The organism is Streptomyces mangrovisoli, from assembly GCF_000974985.2.
In the GTDB taxonomy this organism is placed as follows: Bacteria; Actinomycetota; Actinomycetes; order Streptomycetales; family Streptomycetaceae; genus Streptomyces; species Streptomyces mangrovisoli.
On sequence record NZ_LAVA02000068.1, the window covers coordinates 1 to 26,552 of the forward strand.

The following is a 26,552-nucleotide window of genomic DNA, read 5'->3' on the forward strand; positions in this document are numbered from 1 at the left end:
CCCGGCCACCCGGACGTGGAGGTCACGGAAAGGTCTCGTCCGGGGTACTGACTCCGACCCCCCGATGTGGCTAACATCACGCCAGCGCGGCGATGTTGCCGCGGGGTTACGGAGGTGCGACGTGCTGCCAGTACGGGGACGAGACGGCCGTGGCGCCAGGCGTGCCCGCATCCTGGGCACGCGCACCGCGTGGACCTCCGTCGGCGACGGCGACTTCTTCTGCCCCGGCTGCGGCGGCGACCGCAACTACCAGCGCCTCACCGGCCGCCGTCGGCTCACCCTGCTGGGCCTGCCCGTGCTGCCGCGTGGAGTGACCGGACCCGTCGTCGAGTGCGCCTCCTGCCGCGCCCACTTCGGCGCCGACGTCCTCGACCACCCCACCACCAGCCGCTTCTCGGCGATGCTCCGGGACGCCGTGCACACCGTCGCGCTCGCCGTGCTGGCCGCGGGCGGCGCCTGCGCCCCCACCTCGCTCGCGGCAGCGGTGACCGCGGTCCGCGCGGCCGGCTTCCAGGAGTGCACCGAGGACCAGCTCGGCACCCTGGTCGAGGCGCTCGCCGCGGACACCGGCCGGCTCTTCGACCAGCCGTCCGGCGCGGGCCTCGCCATAGAGCTGCACGAGGCGCTCGACCCGCTCGCCCCGCACCTCGCCCCCGGCGGACGCGAGGCGATCCTCCTCCAGGGCGCCCGCATCGCCCTGGCCGACGGCCCCTACACGCCCGCCGAACGCGACGTCCTCGCCACCGTCGGCGCGGCGCTCACCATCTGCTCCACCGACGTCACCCGGCTGCTGGCGGCGGCCCGCACACCGTCGTAGGCCCCGCGCCGCCCCGGGCCCGCCGCCGTAGCCCGTACGGTTGGTGACGGAGTCGGCACGGGTGGCGCCGGGGAGCATCACAGCGTGATCACCCTGAGCCGCACCCTCCTCGCCACCGCCGTGCTCCTCGGCCCGCTCACCGCCGCCGCCCCGCCCGCCGCCGCCTCCACCGGCTCCGTCGGCTGCACCGCCTCGGTCCCGTACGTCTCCGGCGAGGGCGGGTACGCCACCTACCGCATCCCCGCCGTGGTCACGACCGCGCGCGGCACCCTCCTCGCCTTCGCCGAGGGCCGGCGCAACGGGCCCGCGGACTCCGGCGACATCGACGTGGTGCTGCGCCGGTCCGGCGACGGCGGCTGCACCTGGGGCCCGCTGCGGGTGGTGGCCGCGGGCCGCGGTGACACCCGGGGCAACCCGGCCCCCGTCGTCGACTCCCGCTCCGGCGCGGTCGTCCTGCTGACCAGCTACAACAGCGGCGCCGTGACCGAGGCACAGATCATGCGCGGCGAGGTCACGGCGGAACAGGGCCGCCGCGTGTTCGTGCAGCGCAGCCGGGACGACGGGCTGCACTTCGACGCGCCCCGCGACCTCACCGGCGCGGTCAAGCCGGCCGGCTGGCGGTGGTACGCCACCGGGCCCGGACACGCCGTCGCGCTCACCCGTGGCCCGCACGCCGGACGGCTCGTCGTCGCCTGCGACCACTCCTCCGCGCCGCCCGCGGGGTCCCCCGACACCGGCCAGGAGGCCCGCTACTACGGCGCCCACGCCCTCTACAGCGACGACGGCGGCCGCACCTGGCGGCTCGGTTTCGTCGACGCCTCCCGCGACGGCGTCGACAACGCCAACGAGACCACCGCGGCGCAGCTCCCCGACGGCAGCCTCTACCTCAACGCCCGCGACCAGCGGGGCGGCAGCACGGGCAACCGGCTCGACAGCGTCTCCACCGACGGCGGCCGCACCCTGGAGCGGGCGTTCGCGGTCCAGCACACCCTGGACGACGTGCCCGTCGTCGAGGGCAGCGCGCTCCAGCTGACCGGGCCCGGCGCCCCGCTGCTGTTCTCCGGTCCGTCCACGCCCGGGGTGCGCAAGGCGATGGCCGTCTGGTCCAGCGGGGACGCGGGGCTGACCTTCCGCAAGGCGGTCACGGTCTCGCCGGACCGGGCCGGGTACTCCGACCTCGTGCAGGTCGATCGGTCGACGGTCGGGCTGCTCTACGAGACGGGTGCGGCGGGCACGTACGACACGATCACCTTCCGCCGCCTCCCGATCGGCGCCCTCGAAGCCCCCTGACCCCTTCCGCGCCGTTCCCCGCGCCCCTGAATTCTGCGGGCCGGTGGGGGCTGATCGCGCAGTTCCCCGCGCCCCTTGGATCCACCGGCCGGTGAACCCCCACGGGCCCGTCGCGCCCGTTCGCGCAGTTCCCCGCGCCCCTTTCAGGGGCTTCTCGCAGCCGTGCCCCGGAAGGGGCGCGGGGAACTGCGCGACCGGCCACGACGGGCCCGCACATTCCAGGGGCGCGGGGAACTGCGCGAAATGGCCCCACCGAACCCGCAGATTTCAGGGGCGCGGGGAACTGCGTGACAAATGACCCCGCCGGGGTTACAAGAGGCCCGCGCTCGCCAGGTACTTGCCGACCCGTTCGACCTCCTCCGGAGACAGCGGTACCTGGGGCTCCGCCGTCGCCGGGCAGTCGATGACCCCCCGCAGATGCAGCGCCGCCTTGAACGCCCCCAGCGCCGACGAACTGCCCCCCATCCGGCCAGGATCCCCCGCCTCGACGAGCCCGAACAGCGCGCACAGCCGCTCCTGTTCGGCCCGGGCGCGCTGCCAGTCACCCGCCCGGCACAGCCGCACCAGCCGGACGTACCCGTGCGGGTCGACGTTGGCGAGCCCCGGCACCGCCCCGTCCGCGCCCAGCGCGAGCGCCGAGTCGACGAGCAGTTCGGAGCCGGTCAGCACACCGAACCCGCTGACGCCCGGCCGTTCGCGCGCCCCGGTGACCACCTCGCGGAACCCGGCCAGGTCGCCGCTGGAGTCCTTCAGCCCGGCCAGCACCCCCTCCGCCGCGAGGTCGAGCACCAGCGGCGCCGGCAGCTTGCTGTGCACGGCCGACGGGATGTCGTAGGCGATGACCGGGACCGGGGAGGCCGCCGCGACCAGCCGGAAGTGGCGGGCGATCTCGGCCGGGTGGGTGCGGGTGTAGAACGGCGCGGTCACCACGACCGCGTCCGCGCCCGCCGCCGCGACCGACCGGACGTGGTCGATCACCCGCGGGGTGGTCATGTCGATGGCCCCGGCCAGCAGCGGCAGCCGCCCGCCGATGTGCCCCGCGACCGTCTCCACCACCAGCCGCCGCTGCGCGTCCGTCAGATACGCGGCCTCCGACGACGAGCCGAGCACGAACAGGCCGTCCACCCCGGCCTCCACCAGATGGTCGACGAGCCGGGTCAGGGAGCGGACGTCCACCTCGCGGTCCGGTGTCAGGGGCGTGCAGACGGGCGGTACGACACCGGTCAGCGGGGCGGGAAAGGTCATCAGGGCTCCCTGGGATCCGTCTGGTGCACGAGGTCGCGGGTGGACCGGTCCTCCTCCACAGGATGGTGGCAGCGGTAGCGGTGACCGGGCCGCGACGCGGCCGAGAAGTCCGGCATCCGGGCCACGCACGACGCGTCCGCCTTCCAGCAGCGGGTGCGGAACGGGCAGCCGCTCGGCGGGCGGGTCGCCGACGGGACGGGACCGGTCAGCGGGATCGGGTCGATCGGCGCGAGCAGACCGGGCGTCGCCGAGAACAGCGCCCGGGTGTACGGATGCCGTGAGCGGTCGGTGACCTCGCCCGCCGGGGCCTCCTCCACGATCCGCCCCAGATACATGGTGATCACGCGGTCGCTCATCCGCCGTACCGTCTGGATGTCGTGCGAGACGAAGACCAGCGCGAGGCCGAGCCGCTCCTTCAGGTCCAGCAGCAGATTGAGGATCTGCGCGCGCACCGACACGTCCAGCGCGCTCGTCGGCTCGTCCGCCACCACCAGCGCCGGGTCCAGGGCGAGCGCGCGGGCGATGGCCACCCGCTGCCGCTGCCCGCCGGAGAGCTGTCCGGGCAGCGCGTCGGCGAGCGCCGGGGGCAGGCCCACCAGGTCCATCAGCTCCCGCACCCGCTCGGCGCGCGCGGCCCGGGTGCCCCGGGCGTGGACGTCCAGCGGGTCGCGCAGGATGCGGTGGACCGGCAGCCGCCGGTTGAGCGCCGTGGACGGGTCCTGGAAGACCATGCCCGCGTTCGCGCCGACCGTCGTACGGCGTTCCGCGGGCGGCATCGACCACAGGTCGCGCCCCTGGAACGACACCGAACCGGCGGTCGGCCGCTCCACCCCCACCAGCACCTTCGCCAGGGTCGACTTGCCGCAGCCGGACTCGCCGACCACGCCGACCGTCTCACCGGGCGCGACCGTCAGATCGGCGCCGGTCAGGGCGTACACCCGGTCGCGGGAGAACAGGCCGCCGCTGCGCGCCCGGTGCACCACGTGGGCGTCGGCCAGCCCGACGACGGCGGTCCCCGCGGGGCCGGCGGGCGCGGTGGGCCCGGGGCCCGGCCGTCCGTCGTCGCTCACGCTCGCGGTCACGTCACGGCCTCGCTCTCCGTCGTCAGCAGGTCGACCGCGGGATGGTGGCAGGCGGCCGTGTGGGTGGGCGGGCCCGCCGGGGCCGGGGCGGTGCTCCGGCACACCTCGCTCGCCCGCGGGCAGCGGTCGGCGAAACGGCAGCCCGCCGGGAAGTCGGCCGGCGACGGCACCACGCCCCTGATCTGCGTCAGCCGCTCCGCCGCCGACTCCAGCGACAGCACGCTGCCGAGCAGGCCGCGCGTGTAGTGGTGGGCCGGTGCCTCCACCAGGTCCGCGGTCACGCCCGTCTCCACGATCTGGCCGCCGTACATCACCGCGACCCGGTCGGTGACGTCGGCGATCAGCGCGAGGTCGTGCGAGACGAGGACGAGGGCGAAGCCGAGTTCCGCGCGCAGCCGCAGCAGCAGCTCCATGACCTGCGCCTGCACGGTGACGTCCAGCGCGGTCGTCGGCTCGTCGGCGACGATCAGCCGCGGGTCGCGGGAGAGCGCCATGGCGATCAGGACGCGCTGGCGCTGGCCGCCGGAGAGTTCGTGCGGGTAGGCGCGCAGGGTGCGTTCGGCGTCGAGCCCGACCAGGGTGAGCAGCTCCGCGGGGCTGCGCCGGCCGCCCCGCCGCACGAGCTGCTTCAGCTGGGCGCGGATGGTCATCGCCGGGTTCAGCGAGGACAGGGCGTCCTGGTAGACCATCGCCATCTCGTGGCCCAGCAGCCTGCGGCGGACCCGCGGCGGACCGGCGAGCAGGTCCAGGCCGTCGAAGAGGATCCGGCCGGTGACCCGGGCGCCTGGCGGCTGGAGGCCCATCACGGCGAGCGCGGTCAGCGACTTGCCGCAGCCCGACTCGCCGACCAGGCCGAGGACCTCGCCCGGCCCCACCGCGAAGCTGATGCCGTCCACGATGTCCACGCCCCGGTGCCGGCCGGGGAACGCGATCCTGAGGTCCTCCACCCCGAGCACGGGCGCCGCGTCGACGGGCAGCGGCGGACGGGCCCGCGCGCGCAGCCGCAGCGCCGCCTGCGTGAGCCCCGGCAGCCGTACGACATCGCCGGTGCCCGGCTCCGGCGCCTGCGGGCGGTCCTCCTCGCGCACCTCCACCTCGCGGGCGGCGGGCGCCGCCCACGCGTCGGAGACGCCCTCGGAGAGGATGTTGAGGCTCAGCACCGTCAGCAGCATCAGCAGCCCGGGGAAGACGGTGGCCCACCAGCCGCCGGTCAGCACCATGTTCTTGCCGTCGGCGATGACGCTGCCCCAGGACGGGTCGGGCGGCCGCACGCCCGCGCCGATGAAGGACAGCGACGCCTCGAAGACGATCGCCTCGGCCACCTGGACCGTGCAGAAGACGAGCACGGGCGCCGCGCAGTTGATCGCCACGTGCCGCCACACGATGTGCGGGGTGCGGGCGCCGATGACCCGCTCGGCGGTGACGTAGTCCTCGCCGTACTGGTCGAGCACGTTGGCGCGGACGACACGGGCCACCGGCGGGGTGAACAGGAACGCGATGGCGCAGATCAGGACGGTGATGCCGCCGCCGAAGACGGAGACGAGCACGGCGGCCAGCGCGATCCCGGGGAACGCCATCACCACGTCCAGGCAGCGCATCAGGGTCTCGTCGACGCCCTTGCGCGAGGTGGCGGCGACCGCGCCGAGCAGGGCGCCCACCACGAGCGCGAGCGCGGTGGCGCCGAGGCCGATCGCCAGCGACCAGCGGGCGCCGTACATCAGCCGGCTGAGGATGTCGCGGCCCAGGCTGTCCTGGCCCATCCAGTGCGCGGTGGAGGGGTGGCCGGTGCCGTCCACGGGGTCCTGCTGGTCGAGCGGGTCGTGCGGGGCGAGGACCGGGGCGAGCAGCGCCACCAGGACCACCAGGGCGAGGAAGCAGACGGCCGCCCTGGACGGCACCGGCAGCCTGCGCCAGCCGCGCAGCCGGATCCCGGGCCGGGCGAGCGCGCCCGCGAGCGCCTTCCGGCTGAAGGTCATGTCGCCTCCCCGGGGCGCGGGTCGAGCGGCGGACGCGTCATGTCGCCCCCCGCAGCCGTGCGTCGAGCGGCCGGACGGTCATGTCGCCTCCCGGAGGCGCGGGTTGAGCAGCAGGTAGAGGACGTCGATGACGAGGTTGACGACGACGAAGCCGGTCGCGGTGGTCAGCACCACGCCCTGCACCACGGCCGGGTCGCCGTTCTGCACGGCGTCGATCATCAGCTTCCCCATGCCGGGCAGCGAGAAGATCGTCTCGATGACGACCGCGCCGCCGAGCAGATAGCCGACCCGCAGCCCGAGCACGGTCAGCGGGTTGACGAGCGCGTTGCGCAGCACGTTGCGGCCGACCACCACCCGGGCCGGCAGCCCGCTGCCGATCGCGGTGCGGACGTAGTCCTTGTCCAGCTCCTCCACCACCGACGTCCGCACGATCCGGGTCAGCTGCGCGGCCACCGGCAGGGAGAGCGCGAGGGCGGGCAGGGTCATCGTGCGCAGCCAGCCGGTGAAGGAGTCGGCCGGGTTGATGTAGCCGCCGGTGGGGAACCAGCCCAGGTCGACGGCGAGGTACTGGATCATCAGCAGCGCCAGCCAGAAGGAGGGCGCCGCGACCCCGGTCAGCGAGACCACCCGGATGATCTGGTCGGGCAGCCGGTCCCGGTGGATCGCCGCGGTGACGCCGCCGACCAGGGCCAGCACCACCGCGATGCCGAGGCCCAGGAAGGTCAGCTGGAGGGTCAGCGGCAGCGCGGTGGCGACCTGGTCCAGCACCGGCGCCCGGGTCAGCGCCGAGGTGCCCAGGTCGCCGTGGAGCAGATCCCCGACGAAGTGCGCGTAGCGCACCGGCAGCGGGTCCAGCAGGCCGTTCTGCTCGCGGAAGTCGTGCAGCTGGCGCGCGGTGGGGTTCGCGCCCTGGAAGAACGCGGACGCCGGGTCGACGTCCGAGAACCGCATCACCAGGAACACGAACAGCACGATCCCGAGCAGCAGCGGCACGAGCAGCGCGATACGCCGGGCCAGGATGCGGACGACGGCCGTCATGCCGTCAGGCCCACTTGGCCTGGAGGAGGTTGATGCCGGGGTACGGCTGTGCCCTTATGCCGGTGAGCCGGTCCGGGTTCCAGGCGGTCATCAGCTCGTTGTGGACGACCGGGTAGAGCACGGCCTGTTCGGCCACGGTGTCGACGTAGTCCTGGATCATGAGGGTCTTCCGCGTGGCGTCGGGCTCCTGCGCCGCCCGGTCCATGTCCTTGAAGAGCTGTTTGGCCACCGGGTCGCCGGCCCAGCGGGCGTAGCCCATCCACAGGTTCTGCGGGCCGTAGTTGTAGTGCATGATCAGGTCGGCGTCGAGGCCGAACTGATTGGGGTTGGAGGCCGCCGCGACCACCTGGTAGTCCTGCTTCTGGTCCATCTTGGTGAAGACGGCCGTGGTCTCCTGCGGGGCCAGCGTGGTCTTCACGCCGACCGCGTCCCAGGACGCCTTGATCGTCGGCAGGCAGTCGACGATCCAGCTGACGTTCACCGCCAGGATCTCGATCTTCAGCCCCTTCACCCCGGCCGCCTTCAGCAGCGCCTTGGCCTTGTCGGGGTCGTGGTCGTAGACCGTCTTCGCGCGACGGTAGGCGGGGTTGCCCTCGTTGAGGAAGGACGAGGACGGCCTGCCGTGGCCCTTGAGCGCGACCCGCACCATCTTCTCGGTGTCGATGGCGTAGTGCAGGGCCTGCCGTACCCGTACGTCGTCGAACGGCTTGTGCTGCGTGTTGAACATCAGGAACAGGTTGTTCATCCCGGCGCCGCCCGCGACGGTCAGCCCGCCCTTGCGCAGCTGGGTGATGTCGGCGTAGGGGATGTTGTCGGAGATCTGGGCGCCCGCGCCGCTGCCGGAGATCCGGGCGACGCGGGGTGCGGCGTCCACGATCGTCAGCCAGTTCATCTTCTTGAAGGCGGGCGGGCGGGGGCCGTTGTACTTGTCGTACGCGGCGAAGGTGGTGTTCGACTTGGGGTGGTGCGCGGTCTGCCGGTACGGTCCCGAGCCCACCGCGAGCCCCTTGATCGCGTCGTCCCAGGCGCCGGGCCGGGAGAAGACGTGCTTCGGCATGACCTTGGCCAGGGTGAGCCGCGAGAGCCCGTCCGGGAAGGGGTACTTGAGCACCAGCTCCACCGTCCGCGCGTCGACCTTGCGGGCCTCCTTCAGCCAGCTCGCGAAGAAGCCCTTGGCGAGGGTCTGGGTCTTCGGGTCGAGGATGTGGTCGTAGACGAAGACGACGTCGTCGGCGGTGACCGGCTTGCCGTCGTGGAAGGTCGCCCCGGAGCGCAGGGTGAACCGCCAGGTGGTGGCGGAGGCGTTCGCCGGTACCGCCGTCGCGAGGGCCGGGTAGGGCTTGCGGGTGATCGGATCGGTGTCCAGCAGGCCCTCGTAGATGTGGTTGTTGGCCGCCATGGCGAACGCGGACGCGGTCTGCGTCGGGTCCCAGCTGCCGTCGTTGCCGTAGCCGATCACCGCGGTCAGGGTGCGGCCGGTGCCGCCACCCCCGGTGTCGTTGGTCGACGCGGGCCCCGACGAGCAGGCCGCGAGCGACGAGGAGAGGGCGGCGGCCGCGCCGAGCGCGCCGGAGTGGATCAGGAACGACCGGCGGGGCAGCGCCGGCACGTCGTGGGTCACGTCGCGCACGGTTCCTCCAGCGAAGGGGGGTCTGGTGGATGGAGAGATACGACGTCCTACGTCCTGGGTCAGCGCGACCATAGGAGCGGCGGTGAGGAGGGTCAAGGGATCGCACACGAATGGCGTAGCCGTCAGAGGTCGGACCAATGGCGGGTCGGAATGGCCGAGTTGACTACCTATCAGGGGAAGTGGTCCACCGGGTACCGCCGGACGTGGGACGTGGGACGTCCGATGCGCGTACGATGCGGCGCATGGCCGGGGAGTCCAGGAACAGCCGGTTGCAGCGCCAGGTCGTCGAGCTGATCCTCGACCGCGGCCTCGGGCCCGGCGCGCCCCTGCCCACCGAGGCCGAGCTGACGGCGGGGCTCGGCGTCAGCCGCAACTCCGTGCGCGAGGCGCTCAAGGCGCTCCAGGCCCTCGACATCGTGGAGATCCGGCACGGCCACGGCACCTATGTCGGGCGGGCCTCGCTCACGCCGCTGGTCGACGGGCTGACCTTCCGCACGCTGACCCGGCACGCGGGCGACCCCGGGGCCCTCGCCGGGATCCTCCAGATCCGCGAGGTGCTGGAGGAGGGGCTGGTGGGCCGGGCCGCCGAGACGCTCACCGAGGCGCAGCTGCGGCGCCTGGAGCGGATCGTCGCACGGATGGAGGCGGCCCGCCTGGCCGGCCGGCCCTTCCCCGAACTCGACCGGGCCTTCCACGAGTTGCTGTACGCGCCGCTCGGCAACGCGCTGGTGCCGGAGCTGCTCGGGGTGTTCTGGACGGTGTTCAGCCGGGTCGCGCGGGCCCGCGGCTGGACCGACGACCCGGCGCCCGGGACCACCGTCGGCCGCCACCGCGACATCGTGACGGCGCTGCGCGCCCGCGACGTGGCGGGCGCGCGGCGCGCGATGGCGGTCCACTTCCGCGGCATCGAGGCGCGGGCGGCGCAGGAGTCGCGGGGGGTGGGCTGAGCCGCGGGTCCTTCCGGCCTACGGCAGGGTCTTCTCGTACTGCGGATCCTGGTCGGAGTCGTAGACGAGCTTGCCGTGGGCGTCGTAGCCCTTGATGTGCGGTGTCAGGGTGACCTTGCGGTCCAGGCTGCCGGTGGCCACGAACCAGCCGTGGTCCAGTACGGCCACCGAGTGCGAGTTGCCGTAGGAGACCGTCACCTTCGCCACCGACGGGCGCACGGTGCCGATGTCCCCCCAGCGGAACGGCAGCTTCCAGGCGCCCTTGTCGAGGGCGGACTCCTGGTAGAGCTTGCCGGCGTTCATGTCGGGGACGACTGCCGCCGAGCCGTCCTGGCCGCTGCCCGAGGTGTTCAGGCCCTCCGCCTTGCCGCCCTTGACCGTGCAGATCAGCCGCGTCCGGGAGGCCGCGTGCGAGTCGGCGGTGACGGCCACGACGTAGATGCCGTCGCCGGGGGCGTTGGTGTCGCCGGTGGCGGGCATCGCGAGGATGATCCGGTAGTCGTGGGCGGTGCCGAGGCCGCCGCTGACCCCGGACATGCTCGCGAACTCGGAGGAGAGGCAGGCGCTCAGCCCGTCGCTCGCCTGCGCGAAGGTGATGCCGTCGAGCAGCTGGTCGCCGGTGGCGGGTGCCGCGGGCCCGGCGGCGGCGGTGGTCCCGGACGGCGTGGGCGGCGCGGACGACGTGGCGGGCGCGGAACCGGAGGGGTCCGGCACGGGCGTGGTGGCCGTCGAGGCGGGCGTGGTGGTCGCGGGCCGTGTCACCAGCACGGAGGGGGTGGGCGCGGCGGGGCTCGACGTCGTGTGCCCGCCCAGCGCGTACGCCCCCACGGGCACCGCCGCCAGGGCCGCGAACGCCGCCCCGGCCACCACGATGCGCTGCCTGCGCTCGATCATTCCACGCCTCCTGATCGTGTGGTACGGCACCGGCGACGGCCGGATGTCGTGTGCGCCTTCGGCCAGCAGGTCCCGCAGCCGGTCCTCGAACTCGGGGTCGCCCCAGGCCCGTTCCCAGGCGCGGGCCCGGGACTCGCCCTCCGCGGGCTCCGGGGACGCGGCGCCGGAGCCGAAGTCCCGCTCCCCACCCTCGAACTGCTCTTCCCCCCACCCGTTCTCACTCATCGACTGCCTCCCCGCCCCGTGGACGACTCGTCCGCGACCCGGGCCAGCCCCGGGAGCGCGCGCAGTTTCGCCAGCCCCTTGGACGCCTGGCTCTTGACCGTGCCGGGCGAGCAGCCGAGCACCTCGGCCACCTCCGCCTCGGACAGGTCCTCCCAGTACCGCATCACCACCACGGCCCTTTGCCGGGGCGGCAGTTGGGCCAGTGCGCCGAGCAGCGCGCCACGCTCGGCGATCCGGCCGACATCCCCGTCGGCGGCCGGCGGCTCGGGCGGAGCCGCGGTCAACGCCTCCTGCACCCGCCGCTTGCGGAAGCGGTCGCTGTTGCAACTGACCAGCATCCGGCGGACGTACGCCTCCGGATTGTCCGTACGCGCCACGCGCCGCCAGGACCGGTACGCCTTTGTCAGGGCGGTCTGCGTCAGGTCCTCGGCGTGGTGGGCGTCGCCCGTCAGCAGATACGCGGTGCGCACCAGGTGCGACCAGCGTGCTCTGACGAACTCCTGGAACTGGCCCTCAAGTTCGGCCTGCATTCGGTTACCCCCTCGCCCTCCAGACCACCGCCCACCCGGATTCGGTTGCCCGGCCGTTCCACCGGGGTTCGCGGGAATCCGGCCGCGGCCCGGTGGGGGCTGATCGCGCAGTTCCCCGCGCCCCTGAAGATCGTCCAGGGCCCCCACCGGGCCGCAGGGTGTTTTCAGGGGCGCGGGGAACTGCGCGAAGGGCCCCCACCGGGCCGCGGTGACCCACTCCCTCCCCGGCCCCCGGGCCGTACGGGACAATGGGTCCATGAGTCTGTTCCGTGATGACGGTGTCGTGCTGCGTACCCAGAAGCTGGGTGAGGCGGACCGGATCATCACCCTGCTCACCCGCGGCCACGGCCGCGTGCGGGCCGTGGCCCGAGGCGTGCGCCGCACCAAGTCGAAGTTCGGGGCACGGCTGGAGCCGTTCTCCCACGTCGACGTGCAGTTCTTCGCCCGCGGCAGCGAGCTGATCGGCCGCGGGCTGCCCCTGTGCACGCAGAGTGAGACCATCGCTCCCTACGGTGGCGTCATCGTCTCCGACTACACCCGCTACACCGCCGGGACGGCCATGCTGGAGACCGCCGAGCGGTTCACCGACCACGAGGGCGAGCCCGCCGTCCAGCAGTACCTGCTGCTCGTCGGCGCCCTGCGCACCCTCGCCCGGGGCGAGCACGCGCCGCACCTCGTCCTCGACGCCTTCCTGCTGCGCTCCCTCGCCGTCAACGGCTACGCCCCCAGCTTCGGCGACTGCGCGAAGTGCGGAATGCCCGGACCGAACCGGTTCTTCTCCGTGGCCGCTGGCGGCAGCGTCTGCGTCGACTGCCGGGTCCCCGGCAGTGTCGTACCCTCGCCGCAGACCCTGGTCCTGCTCGGCGCGCTGCTTACGGGAGACTGGGAGACCGCGGACGCAACCGAGCCGCGGTACGTCCGGGAGGGGAGCGGGCTGGTGTCCGCCTATCTCCACTGGCACCTGGAACGCGGGCTGCGCTCGCTCAGGTACGTGGAAAAGTAAGGGAGACGAGGAGCACATGGTCGTACGCGGGATCCTGGGCCGCCAGCGCCGCGAGTACAGGACGCCGGAGCCGCACCCGTCCGGCGCGCGGGCGCCGAAGGTCCCCGGCGAGCTCGTCCCCAACCATGTGGCGATCGTCATGGACGGGAACGGCCGCTGGGCCAAGGAGCGCGGGCTGCCCCGCACCGAAGGCCACAAGGTCGGCGCCGAGCGCGTCCTCGACGTCCTCCAGGGCGGCATCGAGATGGGCGTCGGGGCGATCTCCCTGTACGCCTTCTCCACCGAGAACTGGAAGCGCTCGCCCGACGAGGTGCGCTTCCTCATGAACTTCAACCGCGACTTCATCCGCAAGACCCGCGACACCCTCGACGAGCTCGGCATCCGGGTGCGCTGGGTGGGCCGGATGCCGAAGCTGTGGAAGTCCGTCGCCAAGGAGCTCCAGGTCGCCCAGGAGCAGACCAAGGACAACGACCGGCTGACCCTCTACTTCTGCATGAACTACGGCGGCCGGGCCGAGATCGCCGACGCGGCCAAGGCGCTCGCCGCCGACGTCGCCGCCGGCCGGCTGGACCCGGACAAGGTCAACGAGAAGACCCTGCAGAAGTACATGTACTACCCGGACATGCCGGACGTGGACCTGTTCCTGCGGCCGAGCGGCGAGCAGCGCACCTCCAACTACCTGATCTGGCAGAGCGCCTACGCCGAGATGGTCTTCCAGGACGTGCTGTGGCCGGACTTCGACCGCCGCGACCTGTGGCGGGCGTGCATCGAGTTCGCCTCCCGCGACCGCCGCTTCGGCGGCGCCATCCCGAACGAAGAACTCCTCGCCATGCAGGGCCGCCCGACCACCTCGGACGAGGCCGGCGCGTAGCCGGGGGAAATCCTCCGGCCGCGGCCGATCTTTGCCACTACGATCCCGCCTCATGGTCATGGACATGGGGCGGGACGCCGAACAGGCGGCGGTGGAGCTGGAGTTCCAGCCCGTCGTGAAGGACTTCTCAGGGCTGCTCAAGGAGCGCCGGCGCATCACGAAGGCGGGCCGCAGATCGCTGTGGGTGGCGCCGCTGGTGATGCTCATCGGCGTCGCGGAGATCGCCGGCTCGCTGGCCGGTCAGGACACGAGCGTGCCCGTGGCGTGCGGGTTGCTGGCCGGGAGCGTGGCGATGTGGTTCATGCCCCACTTGCAGGGCCGGGCCTTCCAGCGGCTGGCGGCCCGCAACGGTGTCATGCGCACGGTCGTGACGGACGACGGGGTGACGGTGAGCAACGCCAACACCACGACCACGGTCAGGTGGCCGGCCCAGCCCCGCTACCGCGAGACCGCCGACCTGTTCGTCATGTTCAGCGATGACAAGAACGCGAGCTGCTTCACCGTCCTGCCCAAACGCGGCCTCGCCGACCCCGCGGACGCCGACCGGCTGCGCGCGATCTTCGACCGGCACCTCGCCCGCATCTAGTGCTGCGACCGGAAAGGTTCACCGGCTCGCCCGCGCGCAGGCGTCCCCTCGGGCGGCCTCAGCCCGCCGCGGGCGGCGCCGCGCAGTCCGCGCACGTGCCGAAGATCTCGACCGTGTGCGCGACGTTCACGAAGCCGTGCTCGCTCGCGATCGCCTCCGCCCACTTCTCCACCGCCGGGCCCTCCACCTCGACCGCCTTGCCGCAGGAGCGGCAGACGAGATGGTGGTGGTGCTCGCCGGAGGAGCAGCGGCGGTAGACGGACTCGCCGTCGGAGGTGCGCAGCACGTCGACCTCGCCCGCGTCGGCGAGGGACTGGAGGGTGCGGTAGACCGTCGTCAGGCCGACCGAGTCACCCTTGTGCTTGAGCATGTCGTGCAGTTCCTGCGCGCTGCGGAACTCCTCGACCTCGTCGAGGGCCGCCGCCACGGCGGCACGCTGGCGCGTGGAGCGACCCCGCACGGGTCCGGCCGTCGTCACCGTTGCCTCCTCGACACGTCTGCCTCCTGCCCGGCCATTGTGCCAGCAGGGGCTGTGCCCGGTCAGGCGCCGACCCCGTCGGCGGTGGAGCGGGCGGCCGGAATCGCACGCTCCGCGAGCGGTGCCGCCTCCGGGCTCACGGCGGCCGCCGCCGCGCGGGCACGGCGCCGGGCCAGCGGCGCGGCCAGCGCGGTGAGGAGGACGAACACGCCGATGGCGAGCAGCACGATCGTCGCCCCGGGCGGCACGTCCTGGTAGAAGGAGGCCGTCGTGCCGCCGAGCGCGACCGCCACCCCGATCACCGTCGCGAGCACGAACGTCGCCCGGAAGCTGCGGGTGAGCTGCTGCGCCGCCGCGACCGGCACCACCATCAGCGCCGAGACCAGGATCAGGCCCACCACGCGCATCGACACGGTCACGGTGACCGCGGCGGTCACGGCGGTGAGCAGGTTCAGCGCCCGCACGGGCAGGCCGGTCACCCGGGCGAACTCCTCGTCGTGGGCGACCGCGAACAGCTGCCGGCGCAGCCCCAGGGTCACCAGGATCACGAACCCCGCCAGGATCGAGATCGCGGTGATGTCGGCGGGGGAGACGGTCGTCAGGGACCCGAAGAGATACGAGCCGAGGTTGGCGTTGGAGCCGTTCGGCGTCAGGTTCACCAGCATCACGCCGCCCGCCATGCCGCCGTAGAAGAGCATCGCGAGGGCGATGTCGCCGCGGGCCTTGCCGTACCAGCGGATCAGCTCCATCAGCACCGCGCCGAGGACGGACACGGCGGTCGCCATCCACACGGGGGAGGAGTGCAGCAGGAAGCCGAGGCCGACGCCGGTCATCGCGACATGGCCGATGCCGTCGCCCATGAGCGGCTGGCGGCGCTGCACGAGGTGGATGCCGATGGCGGGGGCGGTGATGCCGACCAGCACGGCGGCGAGCAGCGCCCGCCGCATGAAGTCGTAGTCGAGGAGGTTCATCGGATCGGCAGACCCCTGGAGTCGGCGCCGTCGCCGGCGTGCGGGTGGTGGTGTTCGTGGCCGTACGGCAGAGAGCCGTCCGCGGTCCGCGGGGGCGGGCCGTCGTGCACCACGCGGCCGTCGCGCAGCACGACCGCGCGGTCGATCAGGGGCTCCAGCGGCCCGAGTTCGTGCAGGACGAGCAGAACGGACGCGCCGGAGGCGACCAGTTGGCGCAGGGTCGTCGCGAGCACCTCCTGGCTCGCCAGGTCCACGCCCGCCAACGGCTCGTCCATGACCAGCAGTTCGGGCTCGCTCACCAGGGCGCGGGCGATCAGGACGCGCTGCTGCTGGCCGCCGGAGAGGGCGGTCACGGTGTCCTTGGCGCGGTCCGCCAGGCCGACCAGGCCGAGGGCGCGGTGCACCGCGGCGCGGTCGGCGGCGCGGAACGGGCCGAAGCGGGTGCGGGCGAGCCGTCCCGAGGCGACGGTCTCCGCGACCGTGGCCGGCACGCCGCCCGCGGCCCCCGCGCGCTGCGGCACATAGCCGACCCGCGCCCAGGCGCGGAAGCGGTGCCGCGGCGTGCCGAACAGCTCGACGGTGCCCGCCGTGGCCGGCACCTGGCCGATCAGGGTGCGGATCGCGGTGGACTTGCCGGAGCCGTTGGCGCCGAGCAGCGCGACCACCTCGCCGCGCCGGACCGCGAGGTCGACGCCGCGCAGCACGGGGCGCGCACCGAGTTCGGCGTGCACGCCGCGCAGCGCCACGACGGGCACGGCCGGATCCTGCGCGGGAGTGTGGGTACCGGTCACTTCGCCCCCAGGGCCGTACGCAGTGCGGTGAGGTTGGCGTCCATGACGGCGAAGTAGTCCTTGCCGCGGGACGTGGCGGTGATGCCCTCGACCGGGTCGAGGACGTCGGTGCGCAGGCCGGTGTCGCCCGCGACGGTCTTCGCGGTCTTGTCGCTGACCAGCGTCTCGTAGAAGACGGTGGTGACGCCGTCGGCCTTCGCGATGTGCTCCAGGTCCTTGATGCGGGCGGCGCTGGGCTCCGACTCGGGGTCGAGGCCGTTGATGGCCTCCTCGGTCAGGCCGTAGCGCTCGGCGAGGTAGCCGAAGGCGGCGTGGGTGGTGACGAAGACCTTGGACGTGGTGTGGGCGAGGCCCTCGCGGTAGCGGGTGTCGAGGTCGCCGAGCTGTTCGACCAGGGTCGCGGTGTTCTTGCGGTAGGCGGCCGCGTGCGCGGGGTCGGCCTTCTCGAAGGCGGCGCCCACGCCCTGGGCGACCTGCGCGTAGCGCACGGGGTCGAGCCAGATGTGCGGGTCCTTGCCGGCCTCTTCGTCGTTGGTGGAGGTGTCGTGGGCGGCGGCGTGGCCGCCGACCTCGTTGCCGTGCTCCTCCAGCGTGGTCAGGGTGCCCGCGTCGATCTTCGTGCGCACCTCGGACTGGGCGATGGCGTCGTCGACGGACGGCTGGAGGTTCCTGAGGTAGAGCACCGCGTCGGAGTCCTGGAGCCCCGCCATCTGCCGGGCGCTGATCTCCAGGTCGTGCGGCTCCTGGCCGGGCTGCGTCAGATCGGTGACGTGCACATGGGCGCCGCCGATCCGCTCGGCGAGGAAGGCCATCGGATAGAAGGACGCGACGACGTCGAAGGTGCCCGGACCGCCGGCGGCCGCGCTCTCGGCCGAGCAGGCGGAGAGGGTGCCGAGGCCGAGCGCGGTCACCGCCGCGACCGCGATGCCCGGTATGCGGTGGCGCCGGAGGGATCCGGATCGTCGAGTGTTCATGACTGTCATTTTCAACAAAAATGGAAACCGTTGTCAACAAGCTCGGGGGCGGGCGTATAAGCGGAACCGATTTGGTCGCGGGGGAGCACCCGCCGGTACTCTGAAGCATTCGCTGTGAAGCGTCTCGCTTCGTCGCCCGTCGTCGTAATGAAGAGAGCACCGTGGCCGCCGACAAGATCGACACCATCGTCAGCCTGAGCAAGCGCCGAGGCTTCGTATTCCCCTGCAGTGAGATCTACGGCGGCCAGCGCGCCGCCTGGGACTACGGGCCGCTGGGTGTCGAGCTCAAGGAGAACCTCAAGCGCCAGTGGTGGCGCTACATGGTGACCTCGCGCGAGGACGTCGTCGGTATCGACTCGTCCGTGATCCTGGCCCCCGAGGTCTGGGTCGCCTCCGGTCACGTCGCCACCTTCACGGACCCGCTCACCGAGTGCACCGCCTGTCACAAGCGGTTCCGCGCGGACCACCTGGAAGAGGCGTACGAGGCCAAGCACAACCGCCTGCCGGAGAACGGTCTCGCGGACGTCAACTGCCCCAACTGCGGCAACAAGGGCCAGTTCACCGAGCCCAAGCAGTTCTCGGGTCTGCTCTCCACCCACCTCGGCCCGACCCAGGACACCGGCTCCGTCGCCTACCTGCGCCCGGAGACCGCCCAGGGCATCTTCACCAACTTCGCCCAGGTGCAGACCACTTCGCGCCGCAAGCCGCCGTTCGGCATCGCGCAGATGGGCAAGTCCTTCCGCAACGAGATCACGCCCGGCAACTTCATCTTCCGCACTCGCGAGTTCGAGCAGATGGAGATGGAGTTCTTCGTCAAGCCGGGCGAGGACGAGCAGTGGCAGGAGTACTGGATGGAGCAGCGCTGGAACTGGTACACCGGCCTGGGTCTCCGCGAGGAGAACATGCGGTGGTACGAGCACCCGAAGGAGAAGCTCTCCCACTACTCCAAGCGCACCGCCGACATCGAGTACCGCTTCCAGTTCGGCGGCAACGAGTGGGGTGAGCTGGAGGGCGTCGCCAACCGCACCGACTACGACCTCGGCGCGCACTCCAAGGCCTCCGGCCAGGACCTCTCCTACTTCGACCAGGAGGCCGGCGAGCGCTGGACGCCGTACGTCATCGAGCCCGCGGCCGGTGTCGGCCGCGCGATGCTGGCGTTCCTGCTCGACGCCTACATCGAAGACGAGGCGCCCAACGCCAAGGGCAAGCTGGAGAAGCGCACGGTGCTGCGCCTCGACCACCGCCTCGCGCCGGTGAAGGTCGCGGTGCTCCCGCTCTCCCGCAACCCCGAGCTGTCCCCGAAGGCCAAGGGCCTCGCCCAGGCGCTCCGCGCGAACTGGAACATCGAGTTCGACGACGCCGGCGCCATCGGCCGCCGCTACCGCCGCCAGGACGAGATCGGCACGCCGTACTGCGTCACCGTCGACTTCGACACGCTCGAGGACAACGCGGTGACCGTCCGCGAGCGCGACACCATGAAGCAGGAGCGCGTCTCGCTCGACCAGATCGAGGGCTACCTCGCCGGTCGCCTGATCGGCTGCTAGTCGACCGCTCGCACACGTCGGCCCCCGGCGCGGGGTCCCTTCGGGGACCTCGCGGCGGGGGCCTTCCGCATGTCCGGGACCGGAAGGCGGGCCGGAGCCGGAGGATAGCGAGGCGGGCGGGCCGGGGTGACAGATGACAGATATTGAAATCTGTCACCTGTCATGCGAGGCTGGGTCGCATGACGACGACCACCACCCGAAGCCTCGGAACCACCGGCCCGGAGGTCTCGGCCCTCGGCCTCGGCTGCATGGGCATGTCCGCGCTCTACGGCCACGCCGACCGGGCCGAGTCCATCGCCACCGTCCACGCCGCCCTGGAGGCGGGCGTCACCCTGCTCGACACCGGTGACTTCTACGCCATGGGCCACAACGAACTGCTGGTCGGCGAGGCGCTGCGCACCGCGCCCGCCGCCCGCCGCGAACAGGCCCTGCTCAGCGTCAAGTTCGGCGCCCTGCGCGACCCGGACGGCGGCTGGTCCGGCTACGACGGCCGCCCCGCCGCCGTGAAGAACTTCGCCGCGTACTCGCTCCAGCGCCTCGGCGTCGACCACATCGACGTCTACCGCATCGCCCGCCTCGACCCCGACGTGCCCATCGAGGAGACGGTCGGCGCCATCGCCGAGCTGATCGAGAAGGGGCACGTACGGCACATCGGCCTGAGCGAGGTCGGCGCCGAGACCATCCGCCGGGCCGCGGCCACCGCGCCGATCGCCGACCTCCAGATCGAGTACTCCCTGATCAGCCGCGGCGTCGAGCGGAAGATCCTCCCGGTCATCCGGGAACTGGGCATCTCCGTCACGGCGTACGGCGTGCTCGCCCGCGGGCTGATCTCCGGCCACTTCGGCCGCGACCGGCAGCTCGCCAAGGACGACTTCCGCGCCTACTCGCCGCGCTTCCAGGGCGACAACCTGCACCACAACCTCGACCTCGTCGACGCGCTGCGCAAGCTCGCCGAGCAGAAGGGCGTGAGCGTCGCCCAGCTCGCCATCGCCTGGGTCCTCTCCCGCGGCGAGGACATCGTGCCGCTGATCGGCGCCCGCACCCGGGAGCGGCTCGCGGAGTCGCTCGGCGCCCTGGACGTGACCCTGGACGAGGCGGAACTCGCGGCGATCGAGGCCGCCGTGCCCGCGGACGCGGCGGCGGGCGAACGCTACGCGGCCGCGGCCATGGCCCACCTCGACAGCGAGCGCTGACCACCTGGCCGGGTACGGTCTAGGCCATGGCACCACCCGCTGAGACCCTGACCGCCGAGCGCATCCTCGAAGCGACCGAGGAGGTGCTGCGCCGCCACGGCCCGGCCAAGGCCACCGTGGTGGACGTGGCCCGCGCGCTCGGCGTCAGCCACGGCAGCGTCTACCGGCACTTCCGGACCAAGGCGGCGCTGCGTGAAGCGGTGACCAAGCGGTGGCTGGACCGGACCTCGCAGCGCCTGGCGGGCATCGCGGGCGCCACCGACCGGGACCCCGCGACGCGGCTGCGGGAGTGGCTGGCCGCGCTGTTCGACGCCAAGCGGCACAAGGCGGGTGACGACCCCGAACTCTTCGCCACCTACACCGTGCTGACCGACGAGTACGGCTCGGTGGTCGGCGAGCACATCGAGGACCTCGTCACCCAGCTGACGGAGATCGTCGCCGCCGGCGTCGCGACCGGCGCCTTCACCGCCGACCCGCGACCCGCGGCCCGCGCCGTCTTCCACGCGACGGGGCGCTTCCACGACCCCGGCTACGCCAGGGAGTGGCAGCGCCCCGGAGTGGACGAGGAGTTCACCGCGGTCGTGGACCTGCTCCTGCGGGGCCTGACCCGGTAACTCCTGGTCGCGCAGTTCCCCGCGCCCCTTTCGGGGACGCCCGGACAGCCGTGCCCCGAAAGGGGCGCGGGGAACTGCGCGACCAGCCACGGACCACGGGCAGCGGACCACGGTCCACGGGGTCGTGGGCCGCAAGCCCTGGCCCCAGGCCGGGGTGGTGCGGGGCGACGCTCAGATCACCCCCGCGGCATACCGCCAGAACGCCCGCATCAGCGGAGTAGGCGTCGGATTCTCCATCGAGACCTGCGTCAGCAGAACCCCGACCGTGCCGGTCCGCGGGACGACGTGCGCCGTCGTGCCGCTGCCCCCGACCCAGCCGTAGCGGCCAGGCACGTTCCACGGGTCCACGGGGGCGATGTCGACCTGGCCGCCGTAGCCCCAGCCCTGGCCCTCCAGGAAGAGGGCGCCGGCCGCGCGCTGGGCCGCCGTGAGGTGGTCGGTGGTCATCCGGGCCACCGAGGAGCGCGTGAGCAGCCGCCGGCCGTCCGCCTCGCCGCCGTTCAGCAGCAGCCGGCCGAACGCCAGCCAGTCGTCGGCGGTGGAGACCAGCCCGCCCGCGCCGGACGCGAAGGGCGGCAGTTCGGCGTAGTCGCCGTCGGGGGTGTCCGTGCGCACCAGCGCGCCCACGCCGTCGGGGCGGTAGGCGGACGTGAACCGGTGCCGCTTCCCGGGCGGCACCGCGAACCCGGTGTCCGCCATCCCCAGCGGTTCGAACAGCCGCTCCGCCAGGAAGTCCGGCAGGGAGCGGCCCGAGGCCCGGGAGATCAGCGCGCCCTGGAGGTCGGACGCCGTGTTGTACAGCCAGGCGTCGCCCGGCTGGTGCAGCAGCGGCACGCGGGACAGCGCGGCCAGCCAGCCGTCCTGGTCCGCCGAGAGCTGCGGGGAGCGGGTGGGGTCCCGCACCTCGAACAGGGCGCGCACGGCCGGCAGTCCGAAGTCGTCGGGGAAGCCCCAGCCGGGCCGTGAGCTCAGCAGGTGCTCGACGGTGATCGGGCGCACGGCCGGCACCACGTCGTCGAGCGGGCTGCCGGGCGTGCGCACCACCACCGGCTTCTCCAGCTCCGGCAGCCAGCGCGCCACCGGGTCGTCCAGGCCGACCGTGCCGTCGTCCAGCAGCGTCAGCAGTCCGGCGGCCACCACCGGCTTGGTGATCGAGGCGAGGCGGAACAGGGAGTCCCGGGCCATCGGCGCGGAGCCGTCGGCGTCCACCGACCCGACGGCCACCACCTCGACGTCCTCGCCCCGGGCCACCAGCCCCACGGCCCCGGGCACGGTTCCGTCGTCGACGTGACGTCGCAGGACGTCGTACAGATCACTCATCAGCGGGCCTCTCCGATGCGGGCGGGTGCGATGCGCCGTTTTCAGGGGTGACCGCGGGCCGCACGGAAAATCATCGGTGGCGGGCAGGCGCGGGGCGGCGGGGCGCACGGACGGTGTCCACGGCCCCCGCCCCCGCTCAGCGCTCCGCCGTGGCTGTGGCCGTCGGGTCCACCGTCGCCTGGTGGGCCTCGGCCAGGTGCTCCTCCGCCTTCAGCCAGGGCAGGAACTGGGCCGGCCTGCGCCACCCGCAGGTGTCGCACTTGATCGTGCGCTGCACTCCCGTGCGCTGCACCCGCACCACGTGCTCCCGCCCGTGCCGGTCCCAGCGACTGACCTTGCTCGAGTCGATCTGCGGCATGACGCCTCCAGCGTCCGCGTCCGGTTTAACTCTCGAACAGCAGGAGTGTGCAGCAAGACCAACATCAACAGGGGATTCTCGGCGGATCAGCCGATGCCCCGCGGCAGCCGCAGGCTCAGCAGCCCGGTCAGGAGCACGCCCGCGAGCTGCACCAGCAGCGTCGTCACCAGTGCGTCCCGCATCCCCATGCCGGGAGCCAGGGAGAGGAACAGCGTGCCCAGGGTGGCCACGCCGAGCGTGAGCGCCGACTGCTGCGTGGTGATCATGACGCCGCCGCCGACCCCCGCGCGGGCGGGCTCCACCTCGGACAGCACGATCCGGAACAGGATCGGCAGCTGCATCGCCTGGCCCGCGCCCGCGACCGCCGCGCCGGGCAGCAGCTGGACCAGGCCGAGGTCCGGCCACGAGCGCCACGCGGTCAGCGCGATCAGGCCGACGCCCAGCCCCTGGAGCACCGCCCCCGCGGGCACCACCCGGGTTCCCCAGCGCGCCACCAGCCGCGGACCGGCCAGCGAGACGAGGAAGAACACGGCCGCCATCGGGGCCAGCGCGAGACCCGCCGGGACCGGGCCGAGCCCCGCCCCGCGCTGCAGCGCCACCGCGACGACGAACATGAAGCCGCTGAAGCCGATGGACAGCGGGAGGATGATCACCAGCCCGCGGCGCAGCGAGACCAGCGCGAACAGGCTCGGCGGGACCAGCGGGGTCCGGCCCAGCCGGTCGGCCCTGCGCTCCACCGCCCAGAACGCCACCGCCAGCGGCCCGAACGCCGCCAGCGACAGCCAGGTCCACAGCGGCCAGCCGGCCGACCTGCCCTCGGTGAGCGGGGCGAGCAGCGCGAGCAGGGCCGCGCCGAGCAGCACCGTGCCGGGTCCGTCGACCGGCTCGGGGCGCTGCGAACGCGTCTCCGGCACGGCCCGCGCCGCCAGCACCAGGCCGGCCAGCACGACCGGCACGTTCAGCAGGAACACCGCGCGCCAGCCGGTGCCCGCGATGTCGGCGGCGACCAGGATCCCGCCGAGGATCTGGCCGGCGATCATGGAGAGCCCGGCCGTGGCGCCGTACAGGCCCATGGCCTTGGCGCGGCGCGGGCCCTGGGTGGCCGCCTGGATGGTGGCGAGCACCTGCGGCAGCATCGCGGCGGCCGCGGCGCCCTGCGCGATCCGCGCCGCCACCAGGGTGCCCGCGCTCGGCGCGAGCCCGCAGGCCAGCGAGGTCAGACCGAACGCGGCCATGCCGCCGAGGAAGAACCGGCGGCGGCCGAACAGGTCGCCGAGCCGCCCGCCGAGGACGAGCAGCACGGCGTAGGCGAGGCCGTAGCCGGAGACGACGAGTTCGAGGACGGCCTCGCTCGCGTGCAGGTCGGAGCCGATGGTGGGCAGTGCGACGTTGACGATGAAGAAGTCGATGAGGGGGAGGGCCGCGCCCAGCAGCACGGTGAACAGCCCGAGTCCGCCCAGGGCGGGCGCCGCGGGCGGGCGTACGGTGCGTGAGGTGATGGTTTCGGTCACGCGGTCGAGCCTGCGCCCCGGCCCAGACGGGTACCAGAGTGTCCTTGTCCTGGTACAAGAAGTACCTGGCAACAGGGTCCGCGGCACGGCAGGCTGGAGACCATGGCGACCACGGTGACCACGTCGACGACCCGGACCGCAGCCTCCACGGCCACTACCGCAGCCTCCACGGCCACTACCGCAGCCCCCACGGCCGCTACGGCGGCCGCCCGGCCCACAGCCTCTTCGGCTGCCCCGGCCGCCCCGGCCGACCGCGGCGGCCGTATCCGCCGCCACGAGCTGGCCGTGTTCCTGCGCAGCCGCCGCGAGCGGATCAGCCCGGAGCAGGTCGGCCTGCCCCGTGGCAGCCGCCGCCGCACGCCGGGCCTGCGGCGCGAGGAGGTCGCGCAGCTCTCCGCGGTCGGCGTCACCTGGTACACGTGGCTGGAGCAGGGGCGGGCCATCCAGGTCTCGGTGCAGGTGCTCGACGCCCTCGCCCGCACCCTCATGCTCGACGCGAGCGAACGCGGGCACCTCTTCCAGCTCGCGGGCGCCGCCGACCCGACACCGGCCGCGCACTGCACGGGCGTCACGCCCGCCCTGCGGGAGATGCTGCGGGCCCTGGAGCCCGTCCCGGCCTGCATCCAGAACAGCCGCTACGACATCCTCGCGTACAACCGCACGTACGCGAGGCTGATGGGCGACCTGGACGCCGTACCGCCGGAGGACCGCAACTGCATGCTGCTCGTCTACACCAACGACGAGTGGCGCGACTCGATCGTGCACCTGGAGGAGACCCGTCGGCTGATGGCGGCGAAGCTGCGCGCCTCGCTGGCCGGGCATCTGGGCGAGCCCGCGTGGAAGATGCTGGTCAAGCGGCTGGAGACGGAGTCACCGGAGTTCCGCGAGATCTGGCCGCGCTACGAGGTGGTCGCCTCGCGCACCAAGACCAAGGAGTTCCGCAACGCCCTGGTCGGGCTGCTTGTTTTGGACCACACCGACCTGTGGCTGGAGCCGCAGTCGGGCGCGCGGATGGTCACCTACGTGCCCAAGGACGAGCAGACCCGCGAGCGCCTGGAGCGGCTCCACCTGCTGGCCCTGGAGGCGGAGGCCGCGCGGGGCCAGGACGCCTGAGGCCGCCCCCGGTCCCGGCCGGGACACCCGAGGCTGGGGCGTGTTGCGCCCTAGCCGCGGTCCGCGGCCCCGGCGCCCACGACCTCCCGCACCTCGGCCGACTCCAGCTCGCTCGCCGTCCGCTCGGCGGTCCGGCGGGCCCAGCGGCCGCTGGTCAGGGCGCCCAGGACCAGTACGGAGGCACCGCAGGCCACGAGGATCCACCAGCCGGGCCGGGCGGCCTCGACGAAGGTGTCCTTGTACCGCGAGGCGTCCACGCCGGCGGCGAGCACCGCGCCCACCACCGCGACGCCCAGCGTCTGTCCGAGCTGGCGGCTGGTGGAGGCGACGGCCGCGGCGACACCGGCCTGCGCCCGCGGCATCCCGGAGACGGCCGTGTTGGTGATCGGCGCGTTGACGAAGCCGAAGCCGATCCCGAAGAGGACGTAGCCGACGAAGAGCGTGGTGTTCGACGTCTCCGCCTCGAATCCCGCGAAGAGCAGCGCGCTCACGGTCATCGCGGTACCGGCGATCAGCAGCGGCAGCCGCGGCCCCCGGTTGCCGACCAGCCGCCCGGACAGCGGCGCGCACAGGATCGTCGGCGCGGCCATCGGCAGCATCCACAGACCCGCGTGCAGGGCGTTCAGGCCCCGCACGTTCTGCAGGTAGAGCGTCGACAGGAACAGGAAGCCGCCGAGCGCGGCGAACGCGCTCACCGCGATCACCGTCGCGCCGCTGAACGGAGCCGAGCGGAAGAACCGCAGGTCGATCAGGGGTTCGGCGCGCCGGGGCTCGTACAGGACGAGTCCGATCAGGGCGGCCACGGCGAGGACGGCGAACGGCAGGACCGCCGTGAAGCCCAGGTCCGGGGCCTGGATGATCGCGTACGTCAGCGCGCCGAACAGCGCGATGACCAGGATCTGGCCGACCGGGTCGGGGCGGCGCGCCTTGGGGGCCCGGGACTCGGGCACGAACCGCAGGGTGAGCAGCAGGGCGGCGAGGCCGACCGGGAGGTTGATCCAGAAGATCGAGCGCCAGCCGACCGACTGCACCAGCAGGCCGCCGACCAGCGGTCCCGCGGCCATCGAGACGCCGACGACCGCGCCCCACACGCCGATGGCGCGGGCCCGCTCGCGCGGGTCGGTGAAGGTGTTGGTGATGATCGACATCGCGACCGGGTTCAGCATCGAGCCGCCCACCGCCTGGATCATGCGGAAGACGATCAGTGTGTCGAGGTTCGGCGCGAGCGAGCACAGCACGGAACCGGCGGTGAAGACGACGAGCCCGGTCATGAAGACGCGCTTGCGGCCGATCCGGTCGGCCGTGGATCCGGCGAGCATCAGCAGCGAGGCGAGCACCAGGGTGTACGCGTCGATGGTCCACTGCAGACCCGAGGTGCTGGCGTGCAGGTCGCGTTGCATCGACGGCAGGGCGACGTTGAGAACCGTGACGTCCAGACTCACGATCAGCAGGCTCATGCAGCAGATCGCGAGTACCAGGAAGCGTCGGCGGTGGCTGAGCTCCGGCATGCCGTTCATCGTACCCGCAAATCGATAGTGCGTCTAACTAATT

25 protein-coding genes are annotated in these 26,552 nt (G+C 72.9%); 10 read left to right on the forward strand and 15 right to left on the reverse strand.

Going from position 1 to position 26,552, the window contains the following annotated elements; genetic code table 11:
- Positions 1 to 121: 121 nt before the first annotated feature.
- On the forward strand, positions 122 to 817 hold the full coding sequence (locus tag WN71_RS26300) for a tellurite resistance TerB family protein (RefSeq protein WP_046592567.1): 696 nt from the start codon (positions 122 to 124) through the stop codon (positions 815 to 817).
- Between the two features lie 84 nt (positions 818 to 901).
- Positions 902 to 2,107, forward strand: a complete 1,206-nt coding sequence (locus WN71_RS26305; RefSeq protein WP_046592568.1) for a sialidase family protein — start codon at positions 902 to 904, stop codon at positions 2,105 to 2,107.
- Between the two features lie 309 nt (positions 2,108 to 2,416).
- On the opposite strand, the gene WN71_RS26310 is transcribed toward WN71_RS26305, so the two are convergent.
- From WN71_RS26310 to WN71_RS26330, 5 genes are all read right to left on the reverse strand, one after another.
- Positions 2,417 to 3,352, reverse strand: coding sequence for a dihydrodipicolinate synthase family protein (locus WN71_RS26310; RefSeq protein WP_046592569.1), 936 nt, complete (start codon positions 3,350 to 3,352; stop codon positions 2,417 to 2,419).
- Entirely contained in the window at positions 3,352 to 4,350 is a 999-nt protein-coding gene (locus WN71_RS26315) for an oligopeptide/dipeptide ABC transporter ATP-binding protein (RefSeq protein ID WP_240529769.1), read from the reverse strand. The genes WN71_RS26310 and WN71_RS26315 overlap by 1 nt, the downstream gene beginning before the upstream one ends.
- 80 nt (positions 4,351 to 4,430) lie before the next feature.
- On the reverse strand, positions 4,431 to 6,410 hold the full coding sequence (locus WN71_RS26320; protein ID WP_046592570.1) for a dipeptide/oligopeptide/nickel ABC transporter permease/ATP-binding protein: 1,980 nt from the start codon (positions 6,408 to 6,410) through the stop codon (positions 4,431 to 4,433).
- 78 nt (positions 6,411 to 6,488) lie between these two features.
- Entirely contained in the window at positions 6,489 to 7,448 is a 960-nt protein-coding gene (locus WN71_RS26325; RefSeq protein ID WP_046592571.1) for an ABC transporter permease, read from the reverse strand.
- Between the two features lie 4 nt (positions 7,449 to 7,452).
- Positions 7,453 to 9,078 carry an ABC transporter substrate-binding protein gene (locus WN71_RS26330; RefSeq protein WP_046592572.1) on the reverse strand — a complete coding sequence of 542 codons (1,626 nt, stop codon included), beginning with the start codon at positions 9,076 to 9,078 and terminating at the stop codon, positions 7,453 to 7,455.
- Positions 9,079 to 9,311: 233 nt separating this feature from the next.
- Between WN71_RS26330 and WN71_RS26335 the strand changes: the two genes are divergently transcribed.
- The gene (locus WN71_RS26335; protein ID WP_046592573.1) at positions 9,312 to 10,025 is read left to right on the forward strand and encodes a FadR/GntR family transcriptional regulator; all 714 of its coding nucleotides are present in this window, start codon (positions 9,312 to 9,314) and stop codon (positions 10,023 to 10,025) included.
- 18 nt (positions 10,026 to 10,043) lie between these two features.
- Here WN71_RS26335 and WN71_RS26340 read toward each other — a convergent pair whose 3' ends face one another.
- Positions 10,044 to 11,144: a hypothetical protein gene (locus WN71_RS26340; RefSeq protein WP_167382961.1), complete on the reverse strand. Its 1,101-nt coding sequence runs from the start codon at positions 11,142 to 11,144 to the stop codon at positions 10,044 to 10,046.
- Entirely contained in the window at positions 11,141 to 11,674 is a 534-nt protein-coding gene (locus WN71_RS26345) for a SigE family RNA polymerase sigma factor (RefSeq protein ID WP_046592574.1), read from the reverse strand. Before WN71_RS26345 ends, WN71_RS26340 begins: the two co-directional genes overlap by 4 nt.
- Positions 11,675 to 11,930: 256 nt before the next feature.
- Here WN71_RS26345 and recO point away from each other — a divergent pair, with 256 nt between their 5' ends.
- The 3 genes from recO to WN71_RS26360 are packed head-to-tail and all read left to right on the forward strand — an operon-like array spanning position 11,931 to position 14,134.
- Complete coding sequence (gene recO, locus WN71_RS26350; RefSeq protein ID WP_046592575.1) at positions 11,931 to 12,677, forward strand: DNA repair protein RecO; 747 nt, start codon at positions 11,931 to 11,933, stop codon at positions 12,675 to 12,677.
- Between the two features lie 16 nt (positions 12,678 to 12,693).
- Positions 12,694 to 13,548, forward strand: a complete 855-nt coding sequence (locus tag WN71_RS26355) for an isoprenyl transferase (protein WP_046592576.1) — start codon at positions 12,694 to 12,696, stop codon at positions 13,546 to 13,548.
- Between the two features lie 52 nt (positions 13,549 to 13,600).
- Positions 13,601 to 14,134 carry a YcxB family protein gene (locus tag WN71_RS26360; RefSeq protein WP_052743244.1) on the forward strand — a complete coding sequence of 178 codons (534 nt, stop codon included), beginning with the start codon at positions 13,601 to 13,603 and terminating at the stop codon, positions 14,132 to 14,134.
- Positions 14,135 to 14,192: 58 nt separating this feature from the next.
- On the opposite strand, the gene WN71_RS26365 is transcribed toward WN71_RS26360, so the two are convergent.
- The 4 genes from WN71_RS26365 to WN71_RS26380 form a co-directional block, all read right to left on the reverse strand.
- Positions 14,193 to 14,612, reverse strand: coding sequence for a Fur family transcriptional regulator (locus WN71_RS26365; RefSeq protein ID WP_046592577.1), 420 nt, complete (start codon positions 14,610 to 14,612; stop codon positions 14,193 to 14,195).
- Between the two features lie 62 nt (positions 14,613 to 14,674).
- A complete protein-coding gene (locus WN71_RS26370; RefSeq protein WP_046592578.1) occupies positions 14,675 to 15,583 on the reverse strand; it encodes a metal ABC transporter permease in 909 nt (302 codons plus the stop codon).
- Positions 15,580 to 16,338 carry a metal ABC transporter ATP-binding protein gene (locus tag WN71_RS26375; protein WP_107469773.1) on the reverse strand — a complete coding sequence of 253 codons (759 nt, stop codon included), beginning with the start codon at positions 16,336 to 16,338 and terminating at the stop codon, positions 15,580 to 15,582. The genes WN71_RS26370 and WN71_RS26375 overlap by 4 nt, the downstream gene beginning before the upstream one ends.
- 32 nt (positions 16,339 to 16,370) lie before the next feature.
- Entirely contained in the window at positions 16,371 to 17,348 is a 978-nt protein-coding gene (locus WN71_RS26380) for a metal ABC transporter substrate-binding protein (RefSeq protein ID WP_046592580.1), read from the reverse strand.
- 161 nt (positions 17,349 to 17,509) lie between these two features.
- Here WN71_RS26380 and WN71_RS26385 point away from each other — a divergent pair, with 161 nt between their 5' ends.
- The 3 genes from WN71_RS26385 to WN71_RS26395 all read left to right on the forward strand — a co-directional run bounded on the left by WN71_RS26385 (position 17,510) and on the right by WN71_RS26395 (position 20,699).
- Entirely contained in the window at positions 17,510 to 18,892 is a 1,383-nt protein-coding gene (locus WN71_RS26385) for a glycine--tRNA ligase (protein WP_046592581.1), read from the forward strand.
- A 179-nt stretch (positions 18,893 to 19,071) separates the two neighbouring features.
- Positions 19,072 to 20,085: an aldo/keto reductase gene (locus WN71_RS26390; protein WP_046592582.1), complete on the forward strand. Its 1,014-nt coding sequence runs from the start codon at positions 19,072 to 19,074 to the stop codon at positions 20,083 to 20,085.
- 26 nt (positions 20,086 to 20,111) lie between these two features.
- Positions 20,112 to 20,699 (forward strand): TetR/AcrR family transcriptional regulator, encoded by a 588-nt coding sequence (locus WN71_RS26395; RefSeq protein WP_046592583.1) that lies wholly within the window; start codon positions 20,112 to 20,114, stop codon positions 20,697 to 20,699.
- Positions 20,700 to 20,870: 171 nt separating this feature from the next.
- Here the strand turns inward: WN71_RS26395 and WN71_RS26400 are convergent, their stop codons facing one another.
- The 3 genes from WN71_RS26400 to WN71_RS26410 all read right to left on the reverse strand — a co-directional run bounded on the left by WN71_RS26400 (position 20,871) and on the right by WN71_RS26410 (position 23,888).
- Positions 20,871 to 22,019, reverse strand: coding sequence for a serine hydrolase domain-containing protein (locus WN71_RS26400; protein WP_046592584.1), 1,149 nt, complete (start codon positions 22,017 to 22,019; stop codon positions 20,871 to 20,873).
- Between the two features lie 136 nt (positions 22,020 to 22,155).
- The gene (locus tag WN71_RS26405) at positions 22,156 to 22,377 is read right to left on the reverse strand and encodes a hypothetical protein (RefSeq protein WP_046592585.1); all 222 of its coding nucleotides are present in this window, start codon (positions 22,375 to 22,377) and stop codon (positions 22,156 to 22,158) included.
- An 86-nt stretch (positions 22,378 to 22,463) separates the two neighbouring features.
- Positions 22,464 to 23,888, reverse strand: a complete 1,425-nt coding sequence (locus tag WN71_RS26410; RefSeq protein WP_046592586.1) for an MFS transporter — start codon at positions 23,886 to 23,888, stop codon at positions 22,464 to 22,466.
- A 102-nt stretch (positions 23,889 to 23,990) separates the two neighbouring features.
- Here WN71_RS26410 and WN71_RS26415 point away from each other — a divergent pair, with 102 nt between their 5' ends.
- Positions 23,991 to 25,001, forward strand: a complete 1,011-nt coding sequence (locus tag WN71_RS26415) for a helix-turn-helix transcriptional regulator (protein WP_079178131.1) — start codon at positions 23,991 to 23,993, stop codon at positions 24,999 to 25,001.
- A 50-nt stretch (positions 25,002 to 25,051) separates the two neighbouring features.
- Here WN71_RS26415 and WN71_RS26420 read toward each other — a convergent pair whose 3' ends face one another.
- Positions 25,052 to 26,509, reverse strand: coding sequence for an MFS transporter (locus tag WN71_RS26420; protein ID WP_046592592.1), 1,458 nt, complete (start codon positions 26,507 to 26,509; stop codon positions 25,052 to 25,054).
- Positions 26,510 to 26,552: the final 43 nt, after the last annotated feature.

Bases quoted from the DNA above. Each gene is read 5' to 3' on its own strand.
- WN71_RS26415 (WP_079178131.1), top strand. From the start codon at position 23,991: ATGGCGACCACGGTGACCACGTCGACGACCCGGACCGCAGCCTCCACG.
- WN71_RS26335 (WP_046592573.1), top strand. From the start codon at position 9,312: ATGCGGCGCATGGCCGGGGAGTCCAGGAACAGCCGGTTGCAGCGCCAG.
- WN71_RS26310 (WP_046592569.1), bottom strand. From the start codon at position 3,352: ATGACCTTTCCCGCCCCGCTGACCGGTGTCGTACCGCCCGTCTGCACG.
- WN71_RS26355 (WP_046592576.1), top strand. From the start codon at position 12,694: ATGGTCGTACGCGGGATCCTGGGCCGCCAGCGCCGCGAGTACAGGACG.
- recO (WP_046592575.1), top strand. From the start codon at position 11,931: ATGAGTCTGTTCCGTGATGACGGTGTCGTGCTGCGTACCCAGAAGCTG.
- WN71_RS26405 (WP_046592585.1), bottom strand. From the start codon at position 22,377: ATGCCGCAGATCGACTCGAGCAAGGTCAGTCGCTGGGACCGGCACGGG.
- WN71_RS26370 (WP_046592578.1), bottom strand. From the start codon at position 15,583: ATGAACCTCCTCGACTACGACTTCATGCGGCGGGCGCTGCTCGCCGCC.
- WN71_RS26420 (WP_046592592.1), bottom strand. From the start codon at position 26,509: ATGCCGGAGCTCAGCCACCGCCGACGCTTCCTGGTACTCGCGATCTGC.
- WN71_RS26360 (WP_052743244.1), top strand. From the start codon at position 13,601: ATGGTCATGGACATGGGGCGGGACGCCGAACAGGCGGCGGTGGAGCTG.
- WN71_RS26390 (WP_046592582.1), top strand. From the start codon at position 19,072: ATGACGACGACCACCACCCGAAGCCTCGGAACCACCGGCCCGGAGGTC.
- WN71_RS26325 (WP_046592571.1), bottom strand. From the start codon at position 7,448: ATGACGGCCGTCGTCCGCATCCTGGCCCGGCGTATCGCGCTGCTCGTG.
- WN71_RS26395 (WP_046592583.1), top strand. From the start codon at position 20,112: ATGGCACCACCCGCTGAGACCCTGACCGCCGAGCGCATCCTCGAAGCG.
- WN71_RS26320 (WP_046592570.1), bottom strand. From the start codon at position 6,410: ATGACCTTCAGCCGGAAGGCGCTCGCGGGCGCGCTCGCCCGGCCCGGG.
- WN71_RS26345 (WP_046592574.1), bottom strand. From the start codon at position 11,674: ATGCAGGCCGAACTTGAGGGCCAGTTCCAGGAGTTCGTCAGAGCACGC.
- WN71_RS26380 (WP_046592580.1), bottom strand. From the start codon at position 17,348: ATGAACACTCGACGATCCGGATCCCTCCGGCGCCACCGCATACCGGGC.
- WN71_RS26340 (WP_167382961.1), bottom strand. From the start codon at position 11,144: ATGAGTGAGAACGGGTGGGGGGAAGAGCAGTTCGAGGGTGGGGAGCGG.
- WN71_RS26400 (WP_046592584.1), bottom strand. From the start codon at position 22,019: ATGAGTGATCTGTACGACGTCCTGCGACGTCACGTCGACGACGGAACC.